The organism is Kitasatospora sp. NBC_00458 (genome assembly GCF_036013975.1).
In the GTDB taxonomy this organism is placed as follows: domain Bacteria; phylum Actinomycetota; class Actinomycetes; order Streptomycetales; family Streptomycetaceae; genus Kitasatospora.
In genome coordinates, this window is sequence record NZ_CP107904.1 from 3,391,036 (window position 1) to 3,403,125 (window position 12,090).

Annotated in this window: 10 protein-coding genes; 1 reads left to right on the top strand and 9 read right to left on the bottom strand. The window is 75.0% G+C overall.

Annotation, left to right across the window (positions count from 1 at the left end; all coding sequences use genetic code 11):
• Positions 1-15 precede the first annotated feature (15 nt).
• The 5 genes from OG550_RS13470 to OG550_RS13490 all read right to left on the bottom strand — a co-directional run bounded on the left by OG550_RS13470 (position 16) and on the right by OG550_RS13490 (position 5,984).
• Complete coding sequence (locus tag OG550_RS13470; protein ID WP_327683861.1) at positions 16-1,431, bottom strand: nucleotide sugar dehydrogenase; 1,416 nt, start codon at positions 1,429-1,431, stop codon at positions 16-18.
• 116 nt (positions 1,432-1,547) lie between these two features.
• Positions 1,548-2,798, bottom strand: a complete 1,251-nt coding sequence (locus OG550_RS13475; RefSeq protein ID WP_327677258.1) for a glycosyltransferase family 2 protein — start codon at positions 2,796-2,798, stop codon at positions 1,548-1,550.
• Between the two features lie 326 nt (positions 2,799-3,124).
• Entirely contained in the window at positions 3,125-4,084 is a 960-nt protein-coding gene (locus OG550_RS13480) for an ABC transporter ATP-binding protein (RefSeq protein ID WP_327677260.1), read from the bottom strand.
• Positions 4,085-4,198: 114 nt separating this feature from the next.
• The gene (locus OG550_RS13485) at positions 4,199-4,963 is read right to left on the bottom strand and encodes an ABC transporter permease (RefSeq protein WP_327683862.1); all 765 of its coding nucleotides are present in this window, start codon (positions 4,961-4,963) and stop codon (positions 4,199-4,201) included.
• A 145-nt stretch (positions 4,964-5,108) separates the two neighbouring features.
• A complete protein-coding gene (locus OG550_RS13490) occupies positions 5,109-5,984 on the bottom strand; it encodes an ABC transporter permease (protein ID WP_327677262.1) in 876 nt (291 codons plus the stop codon).
• A 262-nt stretch (positions 5,985-6,246) separates the two neighbouring features.
• Between OG550_RS13490 and OG550_RS13495 the strand changes: the two genes are divergently transcribed.
• A complete protein-coding gene (locus OG550_RS13495; protein ID WP_327677265.1) occupies positions 6,247-8,739 on the top strand; it encodes a transglycosylase domain-containing protein in 2,493 nt (830 codons plus the stop codon).
• Positions 8,740-8,804: 65 nt separating this feature from the next.
• On the opposite strand, the gene OG550_RS13500 is transcribed toward OG550_RS13495, so the two are convergent.
• From OG550_RS13500 to OG550_RS13515, 4 genes are all read right to left on the bottom strand, one after another.
• Positions 8,805-9,992, bottom strand: a complete 1,188-nt coding sequence (locus tag OG550_RS13500; protein WP_327677267.1) for a winged helix DNA-binding domain-containing protein — start codon at positions 9,990-9,992, stop codon at positions 8,805-8,807.
• 95 nt (positions 9,993-10,087) lie between these two features.
• Positions 10,088-10,966, bottom strand: a complete 879-nt coding sequence (locus OG550_RS13505; protein WP_327677268.1) for an MBL fold metallo-hydrolase — start codon at positions 10,964-10,966, stop codon at positions 10,088-10,090.
• 221 nt (positions 10,967-11,187) lie between these two features.
• Entirely contained in the window at positions 11,188-11,490 is a 303-nt protein-coding gene (locus OG550_RS13510; protein WP_442906150.1) for a GroES family chaperonin, read from the bottom strand.
• A gap of 202 nt (positions 11,491-11,692) precedes the next feature.
• The gene (locus tag OG550_RS13515; RefSeq protein ID WP_327677270.1) at positions 11,693-12,034 is read right to left on the bottom strand and encodes a DUF3618 domain-containing protein; all 342 of its coding nucleotides are present in this window, start codon (positions 12,032-12,034) and stop codon (positions 11,693-11,695) included.
• Positions 12,035-12,090: the final 56 nt, after the last annotated feature.

The following is a 12,090-nucleotide window of genomic DNA, read 5'->3' on the forward strand; positions in this document are numbered from 1 at the left end:
CTGCGCGGGGATCCGTCACGCGCCCCCGAGCACGATCCGGCGCACACCGTCGACGGCCCACCGCTCCGGGTCGGTGCACCTGCGGCCGTCCAGCAGCACCCGGACACCCGGCAGGTCGGCGGGCGCCAGCTCGCGGTACTCGGGGTGGTCGGCCTGGAGCACCGCCGCCACCACCGGTTCGCCCCGGTGCGGAGGCAGGCCGAGCGCGGCCAGTTCCTCGGCCCGGTACAGCGGATCGGCCACGTACGGCCGGGCGCCGACCGCGCGCAGCGCCTCGACCAGCGGGAACACCCCCGAGTACGCCGTCTCCTTGACGCCGCCCCGGTACGCGGCACCGAGCACCAGCACGCCCTGCCCCGCCACCCCGCCGCCGCCCGGGCCGCCGCCCTCGCCACCACCCGCACCCGCAACGCCCGCGCCACCGCCGCCGTCCCCGTCCCCGCCGTCCCCGCCCCCGCGCCCGGCGGCCAGCGCGCCGTCCAGCACGCCGACCGCGTACCCCGGCATCTCCAGGTTGGCCGCCCGGGCCGCCCGGACCACCGTGGCCGAGGGGTCGTTCCAGAGATAGAGCCTCGGGTACACCGGGATGCAGTGCCCGCCGACGGCGACGCCCGGCCGGTGCAGGTGGCTGAACGGCTGGGAGTTGCAGGCGTCCGCGACCGCCGCGAAGTCCACCCCCACCCGGTCCGCGTACCGGGCGAACTGGTTGGCCAGCGCGATGTTGACGTCCCGGTAGGTGGTCTCGGCGAGCTTCGCGAACTCGGCGGCCTCGGCGGACTCCAGCTCCCAGACGCCGTTGGGCCGCGCCAGGTCGGGCCGCGGGTCGAAGTCCAGCACCGCCCGGTAGAACTCCGCGCCGCGCCGGGTCGCGGCCGGGTCGATCCCGCCGACCAGCTTGGGGTAGCGGCGCAGGTCGGCGAAGACCCGGCCGGTGCGGACCCGTTCGGGGCTGAAGACCAGTGCGAAGTCCCGGCCGGGGGTCAGCCCCGAGCCGGCCGCCAGGCGCGGTGCCCAGCGGCCCCGGGTGACGCCCACCGGCAGGGTGGTCTCGTAGCTCACCAGCGTGCCCCGGCGCAGCCCGGCGGCGACGGCGTCGGTGGCGGCGTCGAGCAGGGTGAAGTCGGGCTCGCCGTCGGCGGTGGTGACCAGGGGGACGACCAGGACGACGGCCTCCGACCCGGCGACCGCCGCCGTGGTGTCGGTGGTGGCCCGCAGCCGGCCCTCGGCCACCACCCGCTTGAGCGCCTCGTCCAGCCCGGCCTCCCGGGGGAACGGCGGGCGGCCCCGGTTCACGGACTCGACGACGTGCGGGGCGACGTCGGCGCCGGTCACCCGGTGGCCCGTCGCGGCGAACTGCACCGCGAGCGGCAGCCCGAGCTTGCCGAGACCGACCACGCAGACGTCGAGCGGCGGGCCGGCCGGCGGGCGGATCGTCAGGGCGCCGCCGCCGGGCGACCGGCCGGCCGGCGGACCCGTCACGGGGAGCCCACCGGTCGGCGGCCCGTCGCCAGACGGGTCGGACTGCGACGGACGGCTTCCGGACGGGTTCATCGCCGTCCCCCTTCCGGTCGGTCGACGGCCGGGGCGGCCACCGATTCGGCGAACCGGCGCCAGGCCGGGTAGCGGCGCAGCCGGCGGCGCACCTGCACGGGTACGGCACCGCGCCAGAGCTGCTGCACCAGCCGGAGCTCCGGTTCCGCGTCGGGCGGGGGATCCTCGCCGAGCAGGAACAGCTCGTCCGCCAGCCCCGCCTCGCCGTCCCGGAAGACCGGGTAGCCGGCGTAGCGCCGCCGCCCGTCCGTCACCACCGGCGGCTCGCCGTGCTCGGCCTCGTACGCGATCAGCTCGCGCACCGCGTCCAGCCTCCCGGCGGCGGCGAGTTCGAGCCGCACCCGGTCCGGCACGGCGAGCCGGTGGTACACCTCGCGGGCGCCGAACTGCCGCACCAGGTCGCCCACCCCGCCGCAGATCTCGCCCTGCAGGTCCTCGTCGAGCCGCAGGAAGTCGGCCTGCAGCAGCTGCGGCACCTCCCAGCCGAAGTGCCGGGCCCTGATCGCGTCCAGCTGGCCGCCGGGGGCGGCCAGCTCCGCCGCCACCCACTGCACCGCGGCGACGCCCCGGATCCGGTCCAGCGCGCCGGCCCGCTGGGTGACGTTGCCCCGGTCCTCGCGCAGCACCAGGAAGTAGTAGTCGTAGTCGGCGAGGACGGAGATCCGGCGGGCCCGCAGGCAGGCGGCGAGGGTGAAGGGCTGGTCGGAGTAGACCTTCAGCTCCTCCTTGCGGGCCAGGTTGTGGCGCCGGACGAGGTCCAGCCGGAACAGCTTGGTGTCGGCGAGCGCCCAGGCCAGCGCGGAGTCCTCGAAGCCGACCGAGGGGGCCGTCCCGCCGAAGATGCCCTGCGGGACCAGCCGCCCGTTCACCCCGATCTGCTTGGGGATCAGCACGTCCGACCCCCACTCGTCGGCGGCGGCCACCATCCGCTCCAGGGCCTCGCCGCCGAGCCAGTCGTCGGCGCCGAGGAAGAGCACGTACCGGCCGCGGGCCAGCGCCAGCCCCCGGTTGGTCGGGGCCGCCGGGCCGCCGGAGTTGGCCTGGTGGACCACCTGGAACAGCCCGGGGTGGCGGGCCGCGTAGTCGTCGAGCAGGGCGCCGCCGCCGTCCGTGGACCCGTCGTCGACCGCGACCACCTCCATGCGCGCGTGCCCGATGCTCTGCCGGACCAGCGAGTCCAGGCAGGCGACCAGGTACGGCATGGTGTTGTAGACCGCGATCACCACGGTCACGTCGGGTACGGTCATCGGGCGCTGCCCTCCGGTGCGCGGATCGCCAAGCGTGCGCCGGGCGGAACAGCGGCTCCGCCCGGCGATGCAAGGTCAACTCGGCTTCGTGGCACGGAGTCACGACCGCCACCCGGACAGGTGACGGAAAGGGAACGCGCGCACGGGCAGCCGGACGTACGGCCGACCGGCGGCGCCCCTCCGGACGCCGCCCGGCGAACGGGCGGGCGCCCGCCCGGCCCGCCGCCGGACCGGACGGACGCCGCACCGTGCAGCGCGCGACCCCGTGCACCGCCCGCACGCCGCGCGCCCCGTGCAGGGCCCGCGGCGGGCGGGCGGACCGGCCGTCAGCCGATCGCGACCTCCGCGTACATCCGGGCGATCACGTCCTCGATGGCCGGCTCGCGCACCGACAGGTCGACCAGCGGGTACCGGTCGGCCACGGCGGCGACGATCGGGGCCGCGCTCTGCTGCGCCGGGAAGGCCAGCCACTGGCGCGGGCCCTCGACCCGGACCACCCGGGCACCCGGCACCTCGATCGGCGGGCCCGCCTCGGCGAGGTCGACCACCAGGGTCCGCTCGCTCTCCCCGGCCGCGTGCAGCCCGTCCAGCCCGCCGTCGTACACCACCCGGCCGTGGTCGATCACCATGACCCGGTCGCAGAGCTGCTCGATGTCGGTGAGGTCGTGCGTGGTGAGCAGCACGGTGGTGCCCCGCTCGCGGTTGACCTCGCGGAGGAACTCGCGGACCTTGCCCTTGCTGACCACGTCCAGGCCGATGGTGGGCTCGTCCAGGTAGAGCACCTGCGGGTCGTGCAGCAGGGCGGCGGCGAGGTCTCCGCGCATCCGCTGGCCGAGCGAGAGCTGCCGGACGGGGGTGTCGAGCAGCGCCCCGAGGTCGAGCAGTTCGACGCAGCGTTCCAGGTTGGCCCGATATCGGTGCTCGGGGATGCGGTAGATCCGGCGGGCGAGTTCGTAGGAGTCGCGCAGCGGGAGGTCCCACCAGAGGGTGGTGCGCTGTCCGAAGACGACGCCGATCCGGCGGGCCAGGGCGACCCGTTCGCGGGCCGGGTCGACGCCGGCGACCCTCAGCCGTCCGGAGGTCGGGACGAGGATGCCGGTGAGCATCTTGATGGTGGTGGACTTCCCGGCGCCGTTGGGGCCGATGTAGCCGACGCACTCGCCGGCCCGGACGGTGAAGCTCAGCCCGTCGACCGCGCGGACCTCGCGCTTCTCCCGCCTGAGCCGGCCGGCCTTGGCGCGGACGGTGAAGGTGCGGTGGACGTCGTCGAGTTCGATCAGTGCCATGGGTGCTCCTCGGAACGGGGGTGGGGGGTCGGCCGCCGCGCGGGTCGGCGGCCCGGCGGCCGCACGGGTCGACTGCCGCGCAGTCGGCTACCGCGCAGTCGGCCGCCGCGCGGGTCAGCTGCCGGCGCCGCGGTACGCGCGCAGGCCCGCGCGCCAGGCGAGCCCGGCGACGGCCAGGCCGATCGCGGCGGCCAGCGGCGAGGCGAACTGGAAGGCGGCCGGCAGCCCGAGCGGATCGGGCTTGTCGAGGATCCGCAGCGCGGGCAGCCAGTTGACGAAGGCGAGCGGCACGCCGAAGACGACACCGGCGACCAGCTCCTTGGCGAAGACGGTCGGCGGGTAGTGCAGCAGGGTGGCGCCGCCGTAGGTGAACGAGTTCTGCAGCTCCTTGGCCTCGCCCCACCAGAACTGGAGGCTGGCGAAGCCGATGAAGACGGCCGCGAAGATGAGCGTGCCGCAGACCAGCAGGACGGGCACCAGCAGGACCCGGTCCCAGGTCCAGTGGACGTCCAGCGCGGCCAGCGCCCAGGCCAGCACCGCCACCGCCTGCACCGGCCGTCCGAGCCTGCGCAGCGAGAACCGCTCGGCGCAGAGCTGGGCGAGCGCCGGGGCGGGCCGGACCAGCATGGTGTCCAGCGTGCCGGCGCGGATCCGCTCGCCGAGCGCGTCGATGGAGCCGACGAACAGGTTGGCCATGCCGAGCGCGAGCGTGGAGGTCCCGTAGAGGAAGCCCAGTTCGGGCAGGGTCCAGCCGCCGAGCGTGTCGGTGTGGCGGAACATCAGGATCACCACGGCGAAGTCGAGGAAGGTGACCACGACGTTGGCGCCCAGCATCAGGACGAACGACGCCCGGTAGGACATGATCGCCCTGGTCCACATGGCGGCGGTGAGCCACCAGGAGCGCAGCGCCCACGCCGTCCGGGCGGCGGCGGTCTCCCGGGTGACGTCCCCCCGGTCGGTGCCCGCCGTCAGGGTGCCGCGGGCGGTGCCCGCCGTCAGGGTGCCCGGGAGGGGTGTGGTCCGCTCAGCCACCCTGGACCACCACCTTGCGGGTCGCGAGCAGCTGGACCAGCCGGCCGGCCGCGAGCAGCAGCACCGCCCAGGCCAGCTGGAACCCGAACGCGCCGAGCAGCCCGGTGCCGGTCGAGCGCTCCAGGAAGACGTCGGTCGGCACCTGCACCAGCGCCGCCCAGGGCAGCACCGGGGCGAGGTCGCCGAGCAGGCCGGGGAAGAGCGCGAGCGGCAGCAGCATCCCGGAGAAGAACATCGCCACCACCAGCATCACCGCGCGCACCCCCTCCGAGTCGTGCAGCCAGAAGCCGGTGAGCGAGACGAGGAACCGCAGCCCGAAGCTGACCACCACCGCGAGCAGCACCGAGACCAGGAAGAACGCCCAGGTCAGCGGGGACTCCGGCATCCGGGTGTGGAACACCAGGGAGCCGGCCAGCAGCGGCGGCGCCCCGCGGGCCAGCAGGTGGAAGCCGGCCCGGCCGAGGTCGGTGGCCATCCACCAGCCCTGGAAGTCCACCGGGCGGTACAGGTCGATGGCGATGTCCCCGCTGCGGAACCGCTCCTGGACGTCGTCCTGGAAGCCGCCGCCCCAGACGGCGACCGTGACCAGCAGCGCCTGGCTGACCCAGATGTAGGTGACGGCGGCGCTCTGGTCGTAGCCGCCGAGGCCGGGGCGGGCCTGCCAGAGGGCGAGGAAGGTGTAGGCGAGGATGAAGCCGAAGACGGTGTTGGTGAAGGCTCCGGCCAGCGTGGCGGCCCGGTAGGTCGAGAAGCGGCGGAACGCGCCGCGGGCGACCGCCAAGTAGAGGCGCGGCGCGCCGCCCGCCGGGGTGTCGTCGGGATCGGGGGGATGGGTGGCGCGGGGCGCCACGGGAACGGCATTCCGCATATTGTCTCCTTGTCGACAAATCAGGGCACAGGGAGGCCCCGAACCGCAGAGGAGCAGGCCGGACCAGCCCCGCCCGTCCTCCCCCGGGGGTCCCGGGCCAGGTGGGCGGAGCTCGAACGAGCCGGAGCTCGAAACAGCTGCGCTATATGGTTCGCACCTTTCACCGTACCGCCACCAACCACCCGTCGCACCCGGTTTTTCCAGCGCACGGCCGACGCCAGGTCACCACCTGATCGTCGGTCAAATAGCACATAATCTCGGCATGACCCTGAGCACCCGACGCCAGGCCAGACGGGCCGCCCGCCGCGAGGCCCGCCGCGCCCTGCCCCTCTGGCGGCGGCTCCTGCCCACCTGGCGGGTCACCCTCGGCGCCCTCACGGCCGTCCTGCTGCTCGCCGTCGGCGCCTTCGCCGTGCTCTACGTCATCGTCCCCGTGCCCGACCCCAACGCCCACGCCGTCGCCCAGAGCAACACCTACCTCTACGCCGACGGCGTCACCGAGATCGCCCGCACCGGAGCCGTCAACCGCACCGACGTGACGATCGAACAGATCCCCGTCGCCACCCGCCACGCCGTCGTCGCCGCCGAGGACCGCACCTTCTACCAGAACCGCGGCATCGACCTGAAGGGCATGGTCCGGGCCGGCTGGAACACCCTCGTCGGCAAGGGCATGCAGGGCGGCTCCACCATCACCCAGCAGTACGTCAAGAACTACTACCTCACCCAGACCCAGAGCATCGAACGCAAGGGCCGCGAGCTCTTCATCGCCCTCAAGGTCGACCAGCAGCGCGGCAAGGACGAGATCCTCGCCGGCTACCTCAACACCAGCTACTTCGGCCGCGGCGCCTACGGCATCCAGAGCGCCGCCCGCGCCTACTACGGCGTCGACGCCTCCCAGCTCACCCTCCCCCAGAGCGCCTACCTCGCCGCCCTGCTCCAGGCCCCGAGCGCCTACGACGTCCGGACCGCCACCCCCGCCAACCGCGAGAAGGCCGTCGCCCGCTGGCACTACACCCTGGACGGCATGGTCCAGCTCGGCTTCCTCACCGCCGTCGAGCGCGCCGCCATCACCTTCCCCGACCCGGTCGAACCCCAGCCCACCGGCGGACTCCGCGGCCAGGCCGGCTACCTCGTCGGCGTCGCCGACGACTACCTGCTCTCCAACGGCATCATCGACACCGCCACCCTCAAGGCCGGCGGCTGGCGCATCACCACCACCTTCGACCAGGACAAGCAGGACGCCTTCGCCCGGGCCGTCCAGGAACAGCTCACCGACGAACTCGACCCCGCCGCCCGGCCCGACACCGACACCGACGTCCGGGTCGCCGGCGCCTCCGTCGAACCCGGGACCGGCCGCGTCGTCGCCGTGTACGGCGGACCCGACTACGCCAAGCAGCCCTACAACGACGCGCTGCGCCAGGACAACCAGATCGGCTCCACCTTCAAGCCCGTCGACCTCGCCGCCGGCCTCACCTCCGGCCGCAGCAGCGACGACGGCCTCCCCATCACCACCGAGAGCCGCTACGACGGCACCAGCGAGCGCCCCGTCACCGACGGCCCCACCCCGTACGCGCCGCCCAACGAGGACGACGTCGACTACGGCTCCATCACGCTGCGCCAGGCCATGGTCAAGTCCGTCAACTCGGTGTACGCGCAGGAGGGCGTCGACGCCGGACTCGCCCACGTCCGGGAGACCGCGCTCCGGCTCGGCATCCCCGACGACGTCCCCGGCCTGGACCCCGCCAACACCTCGATGACCCTCGGCACCGCCACCCCCAGCGCCCTCGACCTGGCCGGCGTCTACGCCGCCCTCGCCAACCACGGCGAGGCGTACACCCCCTGGTCGGTCAGCGCCCTCGAACGGGTCAACGCCGGATCGCGCTCCGTCGACGTCCCGAAGATGCCCGGGCACACCCCCGCCACCGCACTCGACCGCGGCACCGCCGACGCCGTCACCGACGTCCTGCGGGACGTCGTCAGCACCCACGGCACCGGCGCCGCCGCCCTCGGCCTCGGCCGGCCCGCCGCCGGCAAGACCGGCACCACCGACTCCAACCTGTCGGCCTGGTTCGCCGGCTACACCCCCGAACTCGCCACCACCGTCGGCCTCTTCCGGGAGAACCCGAAGACCCACGCCAAGGAACCGCTGGCCGGCACCGCCGGCTACACCCGGGTCAACGGCGGCGCCTTCCCCACCGAGATCTGGACCGCCTACATGAGCGAGGTCCTGGAGGGCACCGTCATCCAGCCCTTCGACCTCCGCCCCTCCGACGGCAACGCCGGACCCACCCACAGCCCGAGCGGCAGCCCCGGCGCCACCACCGGCCCGACCGCCTCGGCCACCACCTCCCCCTCCGCCGAGGCCTCCCCCGGCGGGACCGGCGGGACCGGCGGGACGGGCACCACCGGCGGCACCGGCCACCAGCCGCCCACCGTGCCCGGGCAGTCCGTCCCCACCGCCCCGAAGCGGCCCACCGCCACCACCCGGCCCACCGAGGAGACCCGGGAGCCCACCGCCGAACCGCCCCAGCCGACCCTCGTCACCCCGACCGCGCAGGACCCGGAGCCGCAGCCGACCCTGGTGACCCCGACCGTCCGGCCCACCGAGGACCGGCCCACCGAGCAGCCCAAGCCGACCGCCCCGCCCACCCAGGCGCCGGCCACCACCGCCGCGCCGCCGCCCGCCACCGGACGGCCCCCGGCCGCGACCGACCAGCCCGCCACACCGCCGCCGGCCAGCCGGCCCCCGGCCTGACGGAGCCGGGGTCGGCGGAACCGGGCGGGCCGTGGGCAGCCCGGCTCCCCGGGCGGGCCCGAGGCTCAGGCGACCAGCTCGCGCTCCAGCGGCGTCCGGAACCGCGGCGTCACCCGCACCTCCCCCAGCCAGCCCGACAACCGCTCCGCCTCCACCCGGATCGCCGCCTCCGCCTCCGCCCCCACGTCCGCGAACAGCCGCCACACCACCTCGCCACCGGCCCGCTGCGCCCAGCCGCCGACCACCCGGCCGCACCACCAGACCGTCGGCCCCGCGTTCCCCGCCCGGTCGAACAGCGCCGGGACGTCCTCCGGCCGCAGGTACCAGTCCCGCCCCCGCCAGCCCATCACCGTCGGGTCCAGCCCCGGCAGCAGCGCCGCCCACGGCCCGGGCCCCTCCACCGGCGCGGCGTCCCCCGGCAGCACCAGGCCCACCGCACCGCCCGCCAGCCCGACCTCCTCCGCACGGACGTCGGCCAGCGCCTTCCGGACGTCCCCCAGCGTCCAGCCCGTCCACCACTTCACGTCCTCGACGGTGCCCGGCCCGTACGCCGCCAGCCAGCGCCGCACCACCTCCGCCTTGGCCTCCCGCACCGGCACGTCGGGCCACGGCTCCACCGGCGCCCACGGGTAGCTGCTGCTCAACCAGGAGCCGCGCGGCCGGCACCGGCGCACCCGCCCGTCCGAGGCCATCAGCCGCAGCAGCCGGCTCCCCACGCTCTGCTTCGCCTCGTAGGGCTTCCCCGCCGACATCAGCATCGTGTCGCGCAGGGCCGGGACGTCCTCGCCCAGCTCGCCGGTGGTCGCCTGGCCGCGCTCCGCCAGCGCGGCCAGCACCGCCCGCTCCGCCTCGACCAGCCGCGCCTCGTCCCACCCCTCGGCGAACGCGTCCAGGTGCTTCAGCAGCGTCGACCGCTCCTTGGCCGCGATGGCCCGCGCCGCCGCCGCGCTCACGTACGGGGCGAACTCCTCCGTCACCGCGAACATCGTCCGCCGCATCGACAGCAGCTTCACCAGCGAGACGGACCCGTAGAGCGCCCGCTCCACCTCCGCCGCCGACGGCTCGCGCAGCCGCGCGCACGCCGACAGGTACACCGTCGCGGCGTCCGTGGCGTGCAGGCCGACCACGGCGTCGGCGACCTCCTCCACCCGCGACGCCCGCCCGGCGGAGGCCAGCAGGTGCCGCCACCCCATCCGGGCCCGGCGCTGATCGTCGTCGACCACCGGTCGCTGAACCGTCCCACTGCTCGTCATGGCCGGATCCTAGGACCCGCCACCGACAGGCGCCGCCCGGCGGACGGGCGGACCCGGCGGGCGGGCGCCCGGGCGCAACCGGGGCGGACGCCCGCTCAGGAACCGGGCGACAGGATGAACAGCGGGAACACCCGCCGCTGCGGCACGTCGCCCATCTCCGCCAGGGCCGCCCGGATCTCCCGCAGGTGGTCGGTGGTCAGCTGGAGCGGGACCTCGTCCGGCTGGTAGGTGTAGCGGATCGGGTAGTCCCGCCCCGGCTCCCGGCTCATCTCGATGTGGCAGCCGAGCACGTGGGTGACCGTCCGGCCGTCGCAGAAGTCGACCAGGCGCCCGATCGAGCGCGTGAACGCCCGCCAGTCCTGGATATAGAGCCGGCCCGGGTACACCGTGTCGCCGGTCAGCAGGAACCCGGTCCACGGGTCGAAGAAGGTGACCGCCGCCTCGTGGTGGCCCGGCGTCGCCAGGCACTCCAGCGCCCGGCCCCCGAGGTCCACCCGGACCACGGCGTCGGCGTCGGCGTCGAACCCGAAGTACGCCCAGGCGGTGGCCCGGTCCGCGGGCACCAGGGTGGTGTCCGGCCGGTCCGCGAACTGGCCGTCGCCCGCGACGTGGTCGCCGTGCCCGTGGGTGTGCAGCACCAGCAGCCCGTACCCGTCCCGGGGGTTGCGGTCCAGCCAGGCCGCGACGAGGCCGTCGACCGTCCGGCGCAGCGGGAAGAACTCGGCCGACCCGGTGGCCCCGGTGTCGATCAGCACCGCCCGCTCGTTGCCGAACAGCAGGAACAGGAACGGCGCCTCGTAGTCGACGGCCTTGTTCTGCCGCAGCACGTAGGTGTGTTCGTCGTACTCGTGGACCTGGATGTCCGGGTCGGTGTTGTGCTTGGCCGACTCCGACCCGTGGATCCACCGGACGTCCAACCCGCGGGTCCGCGACGCCGTTCCGGCGAAGTCGATCAGGGAGGCTCGCGTACCCATGGCGTCTCCTCGGGTGCGTCGCCCCGGCGGGCCGGGCACGGCGCGGGTCTCGTCCGGGGCAGGCCCGTCCGCGCCCCCGCCGGTGACGCTACCACCGCGCCCGCGGAGCCGGCCGGGCCCCGCGGAGCCGGTGGAACGCCGACGGGCCGCCGCACCCGCGGCACGGCGGCCACGGCACGACGGCCCGTCACGGGAACCGCCCGACGACTACGGGCACAGCCCTACAGGTACAGCCCCGTCGACCCCTCGGTGTCACCGAACCGCATCGCGGCCACCGCGTGCAGGTCGCGCTCGCGCAGCAGCACGTAGGTCGCGCCGCGCACCTCGACCTCCAGCTTGTCCTCCGGGTCGTACAGCACCCGGTCGCCCGGCTCCACCGAGCGCACCGACTGGCCGACGGCGACGGCCTCGGCCCAGGCGCAGCGCTTGGACAGCTCGGCGGTCGCCGGGATCAGGATGCCGCCGGTCGAGCGCCGCTCGCCCTCGCCGATCTCGGTCCTCACCAGGACGCGGTCGTGCAGCATCTTGATCGGCAGCTTCTCGCCCAGCCGGTCGTGACGCGGCAGGTCGTTCTCGGCGGAACGGGACGGCAGGGTCGGTTCGTCGTTCGTACTCACGACCCCGAAGGTACCGCTCCCGGGGGCGCCGCGTGAGGCCGGGCCGACATGCGGAAGGCCGGGCACGCCCGTACCCGGCCCGCGGCGATCGGTCCCGCCCCGCCCGCGCTCAGCCCTTGCGGCGCTTGCGGACCGAGGCGACCAGCAGCACCAGGCCGACGCCGACCAGTGCGGCCGGGACGATCCGCTCCTTGCGCGGCTGCCCCTTCTCGTCCACGAACTGCGCCCGGGCCTGCTCGACCAGCCCGCTGGCGGCCACGTACGCCCGGCCGGCCTTCTCCTCGACCGTGGCCACGGCCTTCGCCTTGACCTGGGCGGAGATGGTGGTCGGGTGGACCCGCATGGCGAGCTCGTCCAGGGTCTCCGCCAGCTGGGTGCGGGTCCGGGAGATGTCCGCCTCGATCTGGGCGGTCGTCCGCGCCGCCTTGTCCGTCGTGCTCGCCTCGCCCACGCGGGCCACCCCATTCACTGATGTTGTCCTGTACGACTGACCCAGTGTGTCAGCTG

Excerpts from the sequence above, each read along its gene's own strand:
- OG550_RS13475 (WP_327677258.1), bottom strand. The coding sequence starts at position 2,798 with ATGACCGTACCCGACGTGACCGTGGTGATCGCGGTCTACAACACCATG.
- OG550_RS13480 (WP_327677260.1), bottom strand. The coding sequence starts at position 4,084 with ATGGCACTGATCGAACTCGACGACGTCCACCGCACCTTCACCGTCCGC.
- OG550_RS13485 (WP_327683862.1), bottom strand. The coding sequence starts at position 4,963 with ATGTGGACCAGGGCGATCATGTCCTACCGGGCGTCGTTCGTCCTGATG.
- OG550_RS13490 (WP_327677262.1), bottom strand. The coding sequence starts at position 5,984 with ATGCGGAATGCCGTTCCCGTGGCGCCCCGCGCCACCCATCCCCCCGAT.
- OG550_RS13495 (WP_327677265.1), top strand. The coding sequence starts at position 6,247 with ATGACCCTGAGCACCCGACGCCAGGCCAGACGGGCCGCCCGCCGCGAG.
- OG550_RS13500 (WP_327677267.1), bottom strand. The coding sequence starts at position 9,992 with ATGACGAGCAGTGGGACGGTTCAGCGACCGGTGGTCGACGACGATCAG.
- OG550_RS13505 (WP_327677268.1), bottom strand. The coding sequence starts at position 10,966 with ATGGGTACGCGAGCCTCCCTGATCGACTTCGCCGGAACGGCGTCGCGG.
- OG550_RS13510 (WP_442906150.1), bottom strand. The coding sequence starts at position 11,490 with ATGCTGCACGACCGCGTCCTGGTGAGGACCGAGATCGGCGAGGGCGAG.